This is a genomic window from Streptomyces sp. DSM 120436, assembly GCF_055778765.1.
On the sequence record NZ_JBSKBS010000001.1, the window covers coordinates 2817455 to 2833380 of the forward strand.

Here is a 15926-nt window from a genome sequence, read left to right on the forward strand (position 1 = left end):
CGAGCGGCGCTGCGCCGCCGGCGATCGCGTGCGAGCGGGCCGGTCGGGGCCGTTCCCTCAGCACTCGATGATGTTCACCGCGAGCCCGCCCCGGGCCGTCTCCTTGTACTTGACCGACATGTCCGCGCCGGTCTCCTTCATGGTCTTGATGACCTTGTCCAGGGACACCTTGTGCGAGCCGTCGCCGCGCATCGCCATCCGCGCGGCGGTCACCGCCTTCACCGCGGCCATGCCGTTGCGCTCGATGCACGGGATCTGCACCAGGCCGCCCACCGGGTCGCAGGTCAGGCCCAGGTTGTGCTCCATGCCGATCTCGGCCGCGTTCTCCACCTGCTCGGGGGAGCCGCCCAGCACCTCCGCGAGGGCGCCCGCCGCCATCGAGCAGGCGGAGCCCACCTCGCCCTGGCAGCCGACCTCGGCGCCGGAGATGGAGGCGTTCTCCTTGAAGAGCATGCCGATGGCGCCGGCCGCGAGCAGGAAGCGCACCACGCCCTCCTCGTCGGCGCCCGGCACGAAGTTCATGTAGTAGTGCAGGACGGCCGGGATGATGCCGGCCGCGCCGTTGGTCGGGGCCGTGACGACCCGGCCGCCGGCCGCGTTCTCCTCGTTCACCGCCATCGCGTAGAGGGTGATCCACTCCATGGCGAGCGCCTGCGGGTCGCCCTCGGAGCGCAGCTTGCGGGCGGTGGTGGCGGCCCGGCGGCGGACCTTCAGCCCGCCCGGCAGGATGCCCTCGCGGGACATGCCCCGCTCCACGCAGGCCCGCATCACGCGCCAGATCTCCAGCAGCCCCGCGCGGATCTCCTCCTCGGTCCGCCAGGCGCGCTCGTTCTCCAGCATCAGCGCGGAGATCGACAGGCCGGTCTCCTTGGTCAGGCGCAGCAGCTCGTCACCGGTGCGGAAGGGGTACTTCAGCACGGTGTCGTCGAGCACGATGCGGTCCGCGCCCACCGCGTCCTCGTCGACGACGAAGCCGCCGCCGACCGAGTAGTACGTCTTCGTCAGCAGTTCCGCGCCGGAGGAGTCGTACGCCCACAGCGTCATGCCGTTGGCGTGGTAGGGGAGCGCCTTGCGGCGGTGCAGCACCAGGTCGTCGTCGAAGGAGAAGCCGATCTCGTGCTCGCCCAGCAGGCGGATCCGGCCGCCGTCCTTGATCTTCTCCACCCGTTCGTCGGCCGACTCCACGTCCACCGTGCGCGGCGAGTCGCCCTCCAGGCCGAGCAGCACCGCCTTGGGCGTGCCGTGTCCGTGCCCGGTGGCGCCCAGGGAGCCGTACAGCTCGGCCCGCACCGAGGCGACGGACTCCAGCAGGTCTTCGTTGCGCAGCCGCCGGGCGAACATCCGGGCCGCCCGCATCGGGCCGACCGTGTGCGAGCTGGACGGGCCGATGCCGATCGAGAACAGGTCGAAGACCGAGATGGCCACGGGAGGACTCCTCAAGGTTCGGCGGACGGCGCTGTCCACCGGGGGAAGGGCGGTTCAGTGGGTCGAGAGCGTGGGTGAATCGTTCATGCGGGGCATGGTGCGGGGCACCGCGCCCACCGACCCAGTGTGCGCGATGCCCCGTACATCCGTACAAAAAGCGGATGAAGTTACCGCAGACCGGGGTACAGCGGGTGCTTCGCGGCCAGCGCCGCGACCCGGCCCCGCAGCGCCTCGGCGTCGTAGGACGGCTTCAGCGCCTCGGCGATCACGTCCGCGACCTCGGCGAAGTCCTCGGCCGTGAAGCCGCGGGTGGCGAGGGCGGGCGTGCCGATGCGCAGACCCGAGGTGACCATCGGCGGGCGCGGGTCGTTCGGGACCGCGTTGCGGTTGACCGTGATCCCGACCTCGTGCAGCCGGTCCTCGGCCTGCTGCCCGTCCAGCTCCGAGTTCCGCAGGTCCACCAGGACCAGGTGCACGTCCGTGCCGCCGGACAGCACGTCGACGCCCGCGGCCTTCGCGTCGCCCTGCACCAGACGCTCGGCCAGGATGCGGGCGCCCTCCAGGGTGCGGCGCTGGCGCTCCTTGAACTCCTCGCTCGCGGCGACCTTGAAGGCGACCGCCTTGGCGGCGACCACGTGCTCCAGGGGGCCGCCCTGCTGGCCCGGGAACACCGCGGAGTTGATCTTCTTGGCCAGCTCGGCCGTCGAGAGGATCACACCGCCGCGCGGACCGCCCAGGGTCTTGTGCGTGGTGGTGGTCACCACGTGGGCGTGCGGCACCGGGTTGGGGTGCAGGCCCGCGGCGACCAGACCGGCGAAGTGCGCCATGTCGACCATCAGGTACGCGCCGACCTCGTCCGCGATCCGGCGGAACGCGGCGAAGTCGAGCTGACGCGGGTACGCCGACCAGCCGGCCACGATCAGCTTCGGCTTGCTCTCCTTGGCCAGCCGCTCGACCTCGGCCATGTCGACCCGGCCGTCGTCGCCCACGTGGTAGGCGACCACGTCGTAGAGCTTGCCGGAGAAGTTGATCTTCATGCCGTGGGTCAGGTGCCCGCCGTGCGCGAGGTTCAGACCCATGATCGTGTCACCCGGCTTGAGCAGCGCGAACATCGCGGCAGCGTTGGCCTGGGCGCCCGAGTGCGGCTGGACGTTGGCGTGCTCGGCGCCGAACAGCTCCTTCACCCGGTCGATGGCGATCTGCTCGATCACGTCGACGTGCTCGCAGCCGCCGTAGTAGCGGCGGCCGGGGTAGCCCTCGGCGTACTTGTTGGTGAGGACCGAGCCCTGGGCCTCCATGACCGCGACCGGGGCGAAGTTCTCCGAGGCGATCATCTCGAGGGTGGACTGCTGCCGGTGCAGCTCGGCGTCGACCGCGGCGGCCACCGCCGGGTCGAGCTCGTGCAGGGACGTGTTCAGAAGCGACATGCGGCTACGGCTCCTCAGCCCGCGATGAACGCGTCGTACTCGGCGGCGGACAGCAGGTCGGCCGGTTCGTCGGTGACCCGCACCTTGAACAGCCAGCCGCCCTCGAGGGGGGCCGAGTTGACCAGCGCCGGGTCGTTCACCACGTCCTCGTTGATCTCGGTGACCTCGCCGGAGACGGGGGAGTACAGGTCGCTGACCGACTTGGTGGACTCCAGCTCGCCGCAGGTCTCGCCCGCGCTCACCGTGTCACCGACCTCGGGGAGCTGGACGAAGACCACGTCGCCGAGCGCGTTTGCCGCGTGCTCCGTGATGCCGACCGTCGACACGCCGTCCTCGGCGGCCGACAGCCACTCGTGCTCCTTGCTGTAGCGCAGCTGCTGGGGGTTGCTCATGGCTGGAATTCTCCTGTACGCGGGAAACTGCTGATGACGGGGACGGCGCGGGACGCGGCCGGACGGGTGGGGCGCCCGGCCCGCGGACGCGCGGGGACGGCCCGGGGGCCGTCTACGACGGTGTCACTTCCGCCGCTTGTAGAACGGCAGCGCCACGACGTCGTACGGCTCGTGGCTGCCGCGGATGTCCACACCGACGCCCTCGGCGCCCGGCTCGGCGTGGCTCGCGTCGACGTAGGCCATGGCGATCGGCTTGCCCAGGGTGGGGGAGGGGGCGCCGGAGGTGACCTCGCCGATCACCTCGCCGCCGGCCACCACCGCGTACCCGGCGCGCGGCACCCGGCGGCCGTGCGCCACCAGGCCGACCAGGACGCGGGGCGGGTTCTGCGCGGCGCGCCCGGCCGCCTCGGCGAGGGCGGCGCGGCCCACGAAGTCGCCCTCCTTCTCGAACTTCACCACCCGGCCCAGACCGGCGTCGAAGGGCGTGAGGGAGGTGCTCAGCTCGTTGCCGTACAGCGGCATGCCCGCCTCCAGGCGGAGCGTGTCCCGGCAGGACAGGCCGCACGGGACCAGCCCGTGACCCTCGCCCGCCTCGGTCAGCGCCTGCCACAGCTCCACGGCGCGCTCCGGCTTCACGAACAGCTCGAAGCCGTCCTCGCCGGTGTAGCCGGTGCGGGCGATGAGCGCGGGGATCTTGGCCACGGTGCCCGGCAGGCCGGCGTAGTACTTCAGGCCGTCCAGGTCGGCGTCGGTCAGGCTCTTGAGGATCGCCGGGGACTCGGGGCCCTGCACGGCCAGCAGCGCGTAGGCGTCACGGTCGTCGCGCACCTCGGCGTCGAAGCCCGCGGCCCGCTCGGTCAGCGCGTCCAGCACCACCTGGGCGTTGGAGGCGTTGGCCACGACCAGGTACTCGGTCTCACCGAGCCGGTAGACGATCAGGTCGTCCAGGATGCCGCCGTCCTCGCGGCAGATCATCGTGTAGCGGGCGCGGCCCGGCTTCACGCCCGAGATGTTGCCGACCAGCGCGAAGTCCAGCAGCGCGGCGGCCTGCGGGCCGGTGACCGTGATCTCGCCCATGTGCGAGAGGTCGAAGAGGCCGGCCCTGGAGCGCACGGCGTTGTGCTCGTCGCGCTCGGAGCCGTAGCGCAGGGGCATGTCCCAGCCGGCGAAGTCGGTCATCGTCGCGCCGAGCGACCGGTGCAGGGCATCGAGCGCGGTGCGGCGGGGTTCGTTACTGCTCATCGGTCGGTCTCCCAAGGCGATGGGGGTCCCTCCCGCGCGAGTTCATTCGAGCGTGGGGGAAGGCGAGGACGTTTCCTCCCCATCTGTCATCGGAACCTGAGAGGTTCGCCATGACCACCGGTGGTACGGCGGTCAGGACTTGCACCTTGGGTGGAGCCACCGGAGCACTGCGACGGCGGCCCGCTTTTCAGATGTGCCTCGCCCGCGCGGTAACGGTGCCTGAGAGATTCAAGGGAGGGACTTGCTCCTTCGGCGCCCCGGCGGCACACGGTGCCGGGGACTCTCCCGCGCGGATTCAAACGGCCGGTATGCAGTTGGCGCGCACATCATTGCACGCATCGCCGGACACCGGCAGGGGGACCCTTGCCGGGGGTGCACCGTTCGTGCAGGCTCGGTCACAGGGAGCTGTGACAGGCCTGTATCGGGAAGAACACGGAACCGAGAGCGACCTGGCATTACCTTCTCTTTACACACGGCGGGGATCGGACCCCTTATCCGGCCCCAGGGGAGGACGACCACGGTGAACAGGCCCACGGCGCACGCCGGCACCACAGGCGTCGCGCTGCCGCGGCAGCACGCGGACGGGGCCGGCGGCGCGGCGCCCGCCCCGCTCGTCCAGGACCTGCGCGAGCGCTCCGGCCGCAGCCCGCGCGCCCTGCTCTTCGGCCCCCGCGACCTCGTCGTCGTCACCGGACTGCCCGGCAGCGGCAAGTCCACGCTGATGCGGCGCACGGTGCGCGGCGCCCGCGTCGACTCCCAGGACGCCCGCGACCGCTGGGACCGCCGCATGCCCCGCCCGCTGCCGTACGCGGTGTACCGCCCGCTGGTCCGGCTCGCCCACTACGCGGGGCTGCGCCGCGCGCTGCGCTCCGGCCGGCCGGTCGTCGTGCACGACTGCGGCACACAGACCTGGGTCCGGCGCTGGCTGGCCCGCGAGGCCCGGCGCCGCGGGGCCGCGCTGCACCTGCTGCTGCTGGACGTCACGCCCCAGGAGGCCCTGGCCGGCCAGCTGGAGCGGGGCCGGGGCGTCTCGCGGTACGCCTTCCGCCGGCACCGCACGGCGTGCGGCCGGCTGCTGGACGCGGTGGAGGCCGGCCGGGTGCCGGAGGGCTGCGCGTCGGCGGTGCTCGTCGACCGGGACGCCGCGAACGCCCTGCGCCGGATCGGCTTCACCGGGGAACCGGTTAGCCTTTCCGCCACAGCAGTGGCACCAGGCAGGCGGTAGGCGACAGATGGACTTCCCGGCGGACATCCCGGACCGGACGCACTTCCACCCGCACGGCGGGTGGCCCGGCAACGAACTGGAGGAGGCGCTCTCCGCCTCCCTGGGCGTCCCCTCGGCGGGCCCCCGGATCGTCGAGGTGCTCGGCCGCAGCTTCCTGTGGGTGCCGCTGCCAAGCGGCGGCGGCCCGCACAGCGGCCCCCTCGACCTGCCCACCATGGAACTGGACGGCCAGGCGTACGTGCCGGTCTTCAGCTCCGAGGAGCAGTTCCGCCAGGTCGTCGGCTCCCACATGGGCTGCACCGTCGCGCCCGCCGTGGAGTTCGCCCGCGGGCTGCCCCCGCAGGCCGGCATCGTGGTCAACCCGGGCGGCACGGTCGCCGTCCCGCTCCCGCCGGCCGCGGTGGCCGACCTGTGCCGGGCCGGCCGCTCCCCGCTGGACGGCCCGTCGGGCGGCGGCCGGGTCCGGCTGTTCGAGCCCGACTGGCAGGACGACCCGGTGGACTTCCTCGCCGCGGCCTCGCAGGAGTTCGACTCCCTCGGCGTGGTGGCGACCGCCCGCCGCTGCCTCGCCGCCATCGAGACGGCCGACCCGGTGCTGTTCGTCGGCGTGGAACTGCTGCACTGGGAGGGCGACCCCCGGTCGCTGCCGCTGGACGCCCTCGGCCGGGCCCTGGGCCGCAGCCCCGCCCGCTGGCCGGTCAACCTCATCGTCCTCGACGTGGCCCAGGACCCGGTCGCCGACTGGCTGCGCGCCAAGGTCCGCCCCTTCTACCAGCGGGCCTGACGCGCCGCTCCCCGCCTTCCGCGCACCGACCGCTCCCCGCCTTCCGCGCACGGACCGCAGACCGGCGGAGGCCGTCGGCTTAAGCTAGGGGACATTGGCCGGCTGGGTGTTGTACGGAGGGGCGATACAAGTGAGCGCTGGCACCGCGGCGGCCGGACAGGTCGAGCACATGCTGCGCCAGGTGACGCCCGGGCGTTACGACGCCTACGAGGCCTTGCTGCGCGCCCTCGCCACCCCCTCGTCCGGCCGGGTCTGGATGCTGCTCTGGCACGGCCAGGCCGGCTCGCCCGACGCCCAGTACGGGACCATGGAGGTCGAAGGACACGGCTACGCGCCCTGCGTGACCTCCGCCCAGGAGCTGTCCGCGAGCGGCTGGAACCGCTCGTACGAGGTGGTCGACGGGCTGGAGGTGGCCCGTGCCCTCTACCCGGACCGCCACGGTCTCTGGCTCAATCCGCACGCGCCCGGCGGGGGCGTCGGCATCCCCTGGCTGGATCTGCGCCGTATCGCCGGCGGCCTCGACCAGCAGCCCGCCGGACCGCTGCGGCTGTCCGAGCCGGCCATCGAGATCCCGCAGTTCTACGCCCTCCTCGCGCAGAACGCCCACCGCACCCCGGCCGTGCGCGCGCTGCGCCGCGCCTGGGTGCAGCCCGCGCTGGGCGCCCCGTACCTCGCCATCGGCCTGGACGTGTACGACACCTCGCCGCCCGCCGTGGAGTCGGTGCGGGCGATGATGCGGCAGTCCCTGCCCGCCGTGCCCGACGGGCTGCCCGTCTCCACCGTCGCCCTGGCCGACGAACACGACCCGGTGGCGATGTGGCTGCGCGTCAACGCGCGCCCCTTCTACGACCGCGAGGCGCACGCCCCGGCGCCCGCCGCGGGCTACGGCTATCCGCCCGCGCACCGCCTCTGACCGGTACGTCCTCCCAGAGCCCCCGGCGCGGCCGACCCGCCGCCGGGGGCTCTCGCGCAGGGTGACGCAGCGTCACCGTGTCCAGCATGTGGACACGGTGATCCGGTTCGGCCCCCGTCCGGACCCTTCGACCGCTGATTTTGCGTCAGATTCCGCCGAACGCGCTCAGCTACCTTTCGCTAACCGCCTGTCACCTGCGGTTTCACTGCGTCTTCAAATCATCCGGGGCCTGGCGAAAGGCACTTGCCGAGGTGTCATATGTGTCCGGCGCGTTACATCACCGCGCGAAGATGCCGGAAGAGTCCCTTATGTCAACTGTTCAGATCTCAGGTAGGTATCACCGCTATCCGGACTGTTCCTGACTCACTGCGAACGTCTGTAGTGTTCGGCCGGTCAAGATGCATCCACATAGCGGACCCGGAGTGGCCCCAGTATGCGCATATTCAAGCCCCGAGCCGCTCGGGCGATCACGACCGCGGTCGCGGTCGGTCTGATCGCCACGGGCTGCGCCAGCGAGCGGGACAGTGACAACGAGAGCGGCGGCAAGAAGGACACCTTCGTGTTCGCCGGTGCAGGCGACCCGGGCTCCCTGGACCCTGCCCTCGCGAGTGACGGTGAAACCTTCCGCGTGACCCGCCAGGCGTTCGAGGCCCTCCTCGAGCACGAGTCGGGCGGCACCAAGCTGGTCGGCGGCCTGGCCGAGACCTGGTCGAGCAACGACGCGGGCACGGTCTGGACCTTCAACCTCCGCAAGAACGTGAAGTTCCACGACGGCGAGGAGTTCAACGCCGCGGCGGTCTGCGCGAACTACGACCACTGGTTCAACTGGAAGGGCACCTACCAGTCGAGCGCGGTCTCCTACTACTGGCAGACCATCATGGGCGGGTTCGCGAAGAACGAGGACCCGGAGACGCCCGAGGCGAACTACAAGAGCTGCACGGCCAAGGACGAGCACACCGCCGTCATCGAGGTCAAGAAGCCCTCCGCGAACCTCCCCGGCGGCTTCTCCCTGAACGCCCTCGCGATCCACTCGCCGAAGGCCATCGAGGCGTACAAGAAGCAGGACGCCACGGCCAAGGGTGACGCCATCACGTACCCCAAGTACAGCCAGGAGGCCGGCACGGTCGCCGGTACCGGCCCGTACAAGATCGTCAAGTGGAACAAGGGCAACAAGGAAGTCACCCTCGAGCGCTTCGACGACTACTGGGGCGAGAAGGCGAAGATCAAGAACCTGGTCTTCCGCACCATCGACACCGAGGAGGGCCGCCGCCAGGCGCTCCAGGCCGGTGACATCGACGGTTACGACCTCGTCGCCCCGGCCGACGTCAAGACCCTCGAGGAGCAGGGCTACGTCGTCCCGACCCGTGGCGTCTTCAACCTCTTCTACGTGGGCATGAGCCAGTCGGCGAACCCGGCCCTGAAGAAGAAGGAAGTCCGCCAGGCGATCGCGCAGTCGATCGACAAGGAGAACCTGGTCAAGACCCAGCTGCCCGAGGGCGGCAAGGTCGCCGACCAGTTCATGCCGGACACGATCGAGGGCTACTCCAAGAACGTCACGCAGTACCCCTTCGACCCCGCCAAGGCCAAGCAGCTGCTGAAGAAGGCCGGCGAGGAGAAGCTGCAGATCGAGTTCTGCTACCCGACCGAGGTCACCCGCCCGTACATGCCTGCCCCGCAGGACCTGTTCGAGCTGATGAAGGCCGACCTGGAGAAGTCCGGCATCACGGTCAAGCCGCGGGCCATGAAGTGGGCCCCGGACTACCTGGACGCCACCGAGTCGGGCTCCTGCGCCCTGCACATGCTCGGCTGGACCGGTGACTTCAACGACGGCTACAACTTCATCGGCACCTGGTTCGCCGGGTTCGACAAGCAGTGGGGCTTCAAGGACAAGAAGGTCTTCGACGCGGTGAACGCCGGCTCGAAGATGGGCAAGGCCGAGGAGCGCATCGCCGCGTACCAGAAGGCCAACGAGGTCGTCATGGACTACCTGCCGGGTGTCCCGGTCTCGTCCTCCCCGCCGGCCATCGCCTTCGGCAAGAACGTCAACCCGCCGAACGTGTCGCCGCTGACGCAGGAGATCTTCGCCGAGGCCTCCTTCAAGTAGGCGGAAACGGCAGGAAGCCAATAACGGGGGGGTCCGCCCGGCCACCGCAACTCGGCGGCCGGGCGGGTCCATTCATGTAAGACCTCACGCAAGAAAGGGGCATGCGGGGTGCTGCGTCTCGTCGTACGAAGACTGCTCCAGCTCATACCCACGCTGCTCGGCCTGTCGGTTCTGCTCTTCCTGTGGCTCGACCGGCTGCCCGGTGGACCCGCCTCAGCGATCCTGGGGGAAAAGGCCACCGAAGCCGAAGTGGCGCGCATCAACCGTGCGCTCGGGCTCGACCAGCCCGTCTACGTTCAGTACTGGCGCTTCCTCAAGCGCATCTTCGAGCTCGATCTGGGCACCTCCACCCAGACCGGACAGCCGGTGTGGGACGAGTTCGTCCTGCGCTTCCCCGCGACGGTGGAGCTGTCCCTCCTCGCGATCCTCATCGCGGTCGCCGTCGGCGTGCCCCTCGGCTACTTCGCGGCCCGCAACCGCGGCGGGTGGCTCGACGTCAGCGCCGTATCCGGCTCCCTCGTCGGCATCTGCGTCCCGGTCTTCTTCCTGGCCCTGATCCTCAAGCAGATCTTCGCCGTCCAGCTCGGCATCTTCCCCAGCTACGGACGCCAGGAAACCGGTATCAACGCCACCGACGTGACCGGCTTCGCCGTCCTGGACGGCATCCTCACCGGGGAGTTCGACGCCTCGTTGAGCGCCCTCCACCACCTGGTCCTGCCGGCCGTCGCCCTGGCCTCCATCCCGCTCGCCGTCATCGTGCGCATGACCCGCGCCAGCGTGCTCGAGGTGCAGGACGAGGACTACGTCCGCACCGCCGAGGCCAAGGGCCTCAAGCGCAGTGTCGTCCGCGGCCGGCACGTGATGCGCAACGCGCTGCTCCCCGTGGTGACGGCGGTCGGTCTGCTCACCGGCTCCCTGCTGTCCGGCGCGGTCCTGACCGAGTCCGTGTTCTCCTTCGGCGGCATCGGCTCCTTCATCCGGACCGCGATCGACGGCCGTGACTACCCCGTGCTCGTCGGATTCATCATGTTCATCGCGCTGGTTTACGTCTTGATCAACTTGCTGGTGGACCTGGCGTACAGCCTGATCGACCCGAGAGTGCGGGTGCACTAATGAGCGTCGCCACCAAAACCGACAAGATCCAGCGTCTCGCCGAACTGGCCGCGACCAAGGACACCAGTACCGGAGCCAGCCTGTGGCGGGAGGCGTTCCGACGCCTCAAGCGCAGCAAGATGGCGATCGTCGGCGCGATCGTCATCGCCGTCTTCATCGTCCTCGCGGTCATCGGGCCGTACATCGCCCCGTACTCGCCGACCGCCCAGACCTGGCGCAACGAGGTCTTCGCCAACCGGGGCGAGTTCGTCGGCATGCGCGGCGAGAACTGGTTCGGACTCGACCACCTCGGCCGGGACATGTTCTCCCGCATGCTGGTGGGCGCCCGTCAGACCCTGCTCGTCGGCGTCGTCGCCACGACGATCGGTCTGATCATCGGCTTCCTGATCGGCGGCCTCGCCGGCGCCTTCGCCACCCTCGGTGGCGACAGGGGCAGGCGCATCGACTCCGTCATCATGCGGTTCATCGACATCATGCTGGCGATGCCCTCGCTGCTGCTGGCGGTGTCCATCGCGGCCGTCATGGGACAGTCGCTGACCACGGTGATGATCGCCGTGGGTGTCGTGCAGATCCCGGTCTTCGCCCGGCTGCTGCGCGGCTCCATGCTGGCGCAGGGCGGCTCGGAGTACGTGCTCGCGGCCAGGTCCCTCGGTGTGCGCAAGCGGCGCATCGTGCTGTCCCAGATCATCCCCAACTCGCTCAGCCCGGTGATCGTGCAGGCCACGCTCTCCCTGGCCACCGCGATCATCGAGGCGGCCGCCCTGTCCTACCTGGGCCTCGGCAACCCCGACCCGGCCATTCCCGAGTGGGGCGTCATGCTCACCCAGGCGCAGCGCTTCTTCGACAACGCGCCGATGATGGCGGTCTACCCCGCCGTCGGCATCATCATCACCGCCCTCGGCTTCACCCTCCTCGGCGAGGCCATGCGGGAAGCCCTCGACCCGAAGCTGAGGGGCTGAACCACCATGTCTCTGCTCACTGTCGACGAACTGACCGTCACCTTCGGCGGCCAGGGCCGCAAGGAGTCCCGGGCGGTCGACGGCGTCTCCTTCGAGGTCGACCAGGGCCAGGTCGTGGGCCTGGTCGGCGAGTCCGGCTGCGGAAAGTCCGTCACCTCGCTCGCCCTGATGGGCCTGCTGCCCGCCAAGGGCCTCACCCTCGGCGGCCGTGCCGAGTTCAACGGCACGGACCTGTTCACGATGAGCCCGTCCGCCCGCCGCGACCTGCGCGGCAGCGAAATGGCGATGATCTTCCAGGACCCGCTGTCCTCACTGAACCCGGTCGTCCCGATCGGCGTGCAGGTCACCGAGATCCTGGAGCGCCACCGCGGGATGAAGGGGGAGGCCGCCCGCAAGGAGGCCGCCCACCTGCTGGACCGGGTCGGCATCCCCGACCCCACCCGGCGGCTCAAGGAGTACCCGCACCAGCTCTCCGGCGGTATGCGCCAGCGCGCGCTGATCGCCATGGCGGTGGCCTGCGCCCCGCGCCTGCTCATCGCGGACGAGCCCACCACGGCCCTCGACGTGACGATCCAGGCGCAGATCCTGGAGCTGCTGAAGGAGCTCGTGGACCAGGAGGGCACCGCCCTGCTGATGATCACCCACGACCTCGGCGTGGTCGCCGGCCTCTGCGACCAGGTCAACGTGCTCTACGCGGGCAAGGTCGTGGAGTCCGCCGGGCGCCGCGAGCTGTTCGCCCACCCCACCCACCCCTACGCGCACGGACTGCTGGGCTCCATCCCGCGGCTCGACGCACCCCGGGGCGAGCCGCTCAACCCCATCCGCGGCTCGATCAACGACCGCATCGCCTGGGCCGACGGCTGCGCCTTCGCGCCCCGCTGCGACCGGTACGAGATGGGCTGCCTGACCGGCACCCCGCAGCTCACCGAGCCGCGCGCCGCCGGTCACCAGGTGCGGTGCGTCAACCCCGTACTCGACGACGCGAAGGCCGAGGAGGTCCCCGCATGAGCCTGCTCGAACTGGACGGCGTCAAGGTCCACTTCCCCATCAAGAAGGGCGTCCTGTTCGACCGCACGGTCGGCCACGTGTACGCCGTGGACGGGGTGTCCCTGAAGGTCGAGGCCGGCCAGACCTACGGCCTGGTCGGCGAGTCCGGCTGCGGCAAGACCACCCTCGGGCGGTCGGTGCTGCGGCTGGTGGACATCACCGAGGGCTCGGTCGTCCTGGACGGCACCGACCTGGCGAAACTGCCCGGCGAGGAGATGCGCCGCTTCCGGCGCCGGCTCCAGATGGTCTTCCAGGACCCGCTGGGCTCGCTCAACCCGCGGCAGAACATCGAGTCGATCCTGTCCGAGGGCATGATCGCCCACGGCATCGGCAAGGACCAGGAGGAGCGCCGCGAGAAGATCAAGGCCATCCTGGACAAGGTCGGCCTGCCCTCCAACGCGCTCGCCCGCTACCCGCACGAGTTCTCCGGCGGCCAGCGGCAGCGCATCGGCATCGCCCGCGCCCTCGTCCTCGAACCGGACGTGATCATCTGCGACGAGCCGGTCTCCGCGCTCGACGTGTCGGTCCAGGCCCAGGTCATCAACCTGCTGGAGGAGCTCCAGGAGGAACTCGGCCTGACCTACGTGGTGATCGCCCACGACCTCGCGGTGGTCCGCCACATCTCCGACGTGATCGGCGTGATGTACCTGGGCGCGCTGGTCGAGGAGGCGCCGAGCGACGCGCTCTACGCCGAGCCGAAGCACCCGTACACCAAGGCCCTGATGTCGGCCGTGCCGGTGCCGGACCCGGAGGTGGAGGACAAGCGCGAGCGGATCCTGCTCACCGGTGACCTGCCCTCCCCGGCGAACCCGCCCAGCGGCTGCCGGTTCCACACCCGCTGCCCGTGGGCCCAGGCCGAGCGCTGCTCGACCGAGCGCCCCCAGCTGCGGGACATCGGCGGCGGACACCGGGTGGCGTGCCACTACGCGGAGGACATCGCGTCCGGCAAGCTGCGGCTGACCAAGGGCGAGGTCGTCTCGGCCACCCGCGAGGGCGTCGACGACAACCCGGAGACGGACACCGCGACCGGGGACACCGGGGCCGAGGGCACCGCGGTCAAGGACACCCCGGCCAAGATCCCGGCCCAGGCGGAGAAGGCCTCGAAGGACGGGGAGCCCGCGAAGGCGGAGAAGGCCTCGAAGGACGGGGAGCCCGCGAAGGCGGAGAAGGCCTCGAAGGACGGGGAGCCCGCGAAGGCGGAGAAGGCCTCGAAGGACGAGGAGCCCGCGAAGGCGGAGAAGCCCTCGAAGGACGAGGAGCCCGCGAAGGCGGGGAAGGCCTCGAAGGACGGGGAGCCCGCGAAGGCGGAGAAGGCCTCGAAGGACGAGGAACCGGCCAAGGCGGAGGAGCCCGCCAAGCCTGAGGCGTCCGAGGAGGAGCCCGAGAAGGCTGTCTGATCGGTACCCGGAGGAACCCCTCGCCTTGCTTTGCAAGGTGAGGGGTTCTTTCTGCGCCACAATGTGTAAGTGCTTCAGCAACTGTTCAGCCCGTCCGTCCTGCACACGCTCGACCTGATCGGCATCTTCGTCTTCGCCATCTCCGGCGCCCTGCTGGCCGTCCGGAAGAACTTCGACGTGTTCGGGATCGCCGTGCTGGCCGAGATCACCGCCCTGGGCGGCGGTCTCTTCCGCGACCTGATCATCGGCGCGGTGCCGCCCGCCGCCTTCACGGACCTGGGGTACTTCGTCACCCCGCTGCTGGCCACCGTCCTCGTGTTCTTCCTGCACCCGCACGTCGAACGCATCCAGACCGCCGTGAACGTCTTCGACGCGGCCGGCCTCGGCCTCTTCTGCGTCGTCGGCACCACCAAGGCGTACGACTACGGGCTCGGCCTCACCGCCTCCGCCTGCCTGGGCCTGGCCACCGCGGTGGGCGGCGGTGTGCTGCGCGACGTGCTCGCCAACGAGGTGCCCTCGCTGCTGCGCTGGGACCGCGACCTGTACGCGGTGCCCGCCATCGTCGGCGCGACCATGGTCGCCCTGTGCCTGCGCTTCGACATGCTCAACCCGGTGACCAGCACCGCCGCCGCCGTCACCGCCTTCGTGCTGCGGCTGCTCGCGATGCGCTACCACTGGCGGGCGCCGCGTGCCTGGCACAGGCGTTCGACGGTCACCGAGGAGCAGCCGCCCGCCTGACCGCAGGGGCGGTCATGTCCACAGGGCGACACAAAGCTACCGCTTAGTATTGCCTTCTTGTACTGTTCACCCATGCCAGAAGCAGCCTCCGCCCAGGCCACCCGGGCCGTCATCGGCGACAGCGAGTTCGACCGCGACACCGCGCTCACCGCGCGGGAACCCGGCGTCTACGACATCGACCTCTCCGCCGGCTGGACGATCATCACCGCCGTCAACGGCGGTTACCTGCTGGCCGTCCTGGGCCGCGCGCTCGCGGACACGCTGCCGCACTCCGACCCGTTCACCGTCTCCGCGCACTACCTGACGGCCTCCCAGCCGGGTCCGGCGGTCGTCCGCACCGAGACCGTCCGCACCGGGCGCACGCTGTCCACCGGGCAGGCGTCCCTCTTCCAGTTCGACGAGCGGGGCGACGAGGTGGAGCGCATCCGGGTCCTCGCCTCCTACGGCGACCTGGACTCCCTCCCCGACGACGTCCGGACGACGGCCGTACCGCCCGCGCTGCCGCCGATGGACCGGTGCTTCGGTCCCGAGGACGGCCCCGCCCCGGTCGACGGCAGCTCCGAGATCACCGGCCGGCTGATGCTGAAGCTCGATCCGTCGACGCTCGGCTGGGCCCTCGGACAGCCGTCCGGCAAGGGCGAGATGCGCGCCTGGTTCGGTCTCGCCGACGGTCGGGACCCCGACCCGCTGGCGCTGCTGCTCGCGGTGGACGCGCTGCCGCCGACCGCCTTCGAGATGGGCCTGACCGGCTGGGTGCCCACGGTCGAGCTGACCGTCCACGTGCGCTGCCGCCCGGCCCCCGGCCCCCTGCGCGTGTCCGTCACCACCCGCAACCTGGCGGGCGGCTTCCTGGAGGAGGACGCCGAGGTCTGGGACAGCGCCGACCGCCTCGTCGCCCAGTCCCGCCAGCTGGCCCGGGTGCGTCTGGGCTGAGCCGACGACAGGGGGTGGCGGGGGCCTTGGACGGCCCCCGCCACCCCCCTTGTCGTCGGGTCACCGGCCCCCGGCCGCGGCCGTCTCGTCGAGCCGGTGCCGCCGCCCCACATGGATCAGCCGCGGCCGGCGCGCCGCCGTCTCCGCCACCCGCTCCCGCGCCTCGGGCGAACCCGTCCGCTTCCGGGCCTGCCGGATGCCGGTCGTGCGATTCGTGCCCCGCGGTC

At 70.8% G+C, this 15926-nt stretch carries 14 protein-coding genes and 2 riboswitches; of the genes, 10 read left to right on the forward strand and 4 right to left on the reverse strand.

The window, feature by feature from the left end:
- Positions 1-57: 57 nt before the first annotated feature.
- The 4 genes from ACWH4W_RS12875 to gcvT all read right to left on the reverse strand — a co-directional run bounded on the left by ACWH4W_RS12875 (position 58) and on the right by gcvT (position 4486).
- Entirely contained in the window at positions 58-1425 is a 1368-nt protein-coding gene (locus ACWH4W_RS12875; RefSeq protein WP_473075877.1) for an L-serine ammonia-lyase, read from the reverse strand.
- Between the two features lie 167 nt (positions 1426-1592).
- Entirely contained in the window at positions 1593-2852 is a 1260-nt protein-coding gene (glyA, locus tag ACWH4W_RS12880; RefSeq protein WP_473075878.1) for a serine hydroxymethyltransferase, read from the reverse strand.
- Positions 2853-2866: 14 nt separating this feature from the next.
- On the reverse strand, positions 2867-3244 hold the full coding sequence (gene gcvH / locus ACWH4W_RS12885; protein WP_106412329.1) for a glycine cleavage system protein GcvH: 378 nt from the start codon (positions 3242-3244) through the stop codon (positions 2867-2869).
- 123 nt (positions 3245-3367) lie between these two features.
- Positions 3368-4486, reverse strand: a complete 1119-nt coding sequence (gcvT, locus tag ACWH4W_RS12890) for a glycine cleavage system aminomethyltransferase GcvT (RefSeq protein WP_473075879.1) — start codon at positions 4484-4486, stop codon at positions 3368-3370.
- 73 nt (positions 4487-4559) lie between these two features.
- Positions 4560-4683, reverse strand: a riboswitch (glycine riboswitch).
- Positions 4684-4784, reverse strand: a riboswitch (glycine riboswitch).
- Between the two features lie 222 nt (positions 4785-5006).
- On the opposite strand from gcvT, the gene ACWH4W_RS12895 reads away from it, so the two are divergent.
- The 10 genes from ACWH4W_RS12895 (at position 5007) to ACWH4W_RS12940 (ending at position 15699) form a co-directional block, all read left to right on the forward strand.
- Entirely contained in the window at positions 5007-5711 is a 705-nt protein-coding gene (locus tag ACWH4W_RS12895) for an AAA family ATPase (protein ID WP_473075880.1), read from the forward strand.
- 7 nt (positions 5712-5718) lie between these two features.
- Positions 5719-6495 (forward strand): enhanced serine sensitivity protein SseB, encoded by a 777-nt coding sequence (locus ACWH4W_RS12900; protein WP_473075881.1) that lies wholly within the window; start codon positions 5719-5721, stop codon positions 6493-6495.
- A 130-nt stretch (positions 6496-6625) separates the two neighbouring features.
- Positions 6626-7408 (forward strand): enhanced serine sensitivity protein SseB C-terminal domain-containing protein, encoded by a 783-nt coding sequence (locus tag ACWH4W_RS12905; protein ID WP_366252858.1) that lies wholly within the window; start codon positions 6626-6628, stop codon positions 7406-7408.
- Between the two features lie 433 nt (positions 7409-7841).
- Positions 7842-9512 carry an ABC transporter substrate-binding protein gene (locus tag ACWH4W_RS12910; protein ID WP_473075882.1) on the forward strand — a complete coding sequence of 557 codons (1671 nt, stop codon included), beginning with the start codon at positions 7842-7844 and terminating at the stop codon, positions 9510-9512.
- 108 nt (positions 9513-9620) lie between these two features.
- Entirely contained in the window at positions 9621-10625 is a 1005-nt protein-coding gene (locus ACWH4W_RS12915; RefSeq protein WP_473075883.1) for an ABC transporter permease, read from the forward strand.
- Positions 10625-11584, forward strand: coding sequence for an ABC transporter permease (locus tag ACWH4W_RS12920; protein ID WP_473075884.1), 960 nt, complete (start codon positions 10625-10627; stop codon positions 11582-11584). The genes ACWH4W_RS12915 and ACWH4W_RS12920 overlap by 1 nt, the downstream gene beginning before the upstream one ends.
- Positions 11585-11590: 6 nt before the next feature.
- A complete protein-coding gene (locus ACWH4W_RS12925; RefSeq protein ID WP_290010126.1) occupies positions 11591-12592 on the forward strand; it encodes an ABC transporter ATP-binding protein in 1002 nt (333 codons plus the stop codon).
- On the forward strand, positions 12589-14028 hold the full coding sequence (locus ACWH4W_RS12930) for an ABC transporter ATP-binding protein (RefSeq protein ID WP_473075885.1): 1440 nt from the start codon (positions 12589-12591) through the stop codon (positions 14026-14028). Before ACWH4W_RS12925 ends, ACWH4W_RS12930 begins: the two co-directional genes overlap by 4 nt.
- 69 nt (positions 14029-14097) lie before the next feature.
- Positions 14098-14766, forward strand: a complete 669-nt coding sequence (locus ACWH4W_RS12935; protein ID WP_473075886.1) for a trimeric intracellular cation channel family protein — start codon at positions 14098-14100, stop codon at positions 14764-14766.
- A 72-nt stretch (positions 14767-14838) separates the two neighbouring features.
- Positions 14839-15699, forward strand: a complete 861-nt coding sequence (locus ACWH4W_RS12940) for a thioesterase family protein (protein WP_473075887.1) — start codon at positions 14839-14841, stop codon at positions 15697-15699.
- Positions 15700-15926 lie beyond the last annotated feature (227 nt).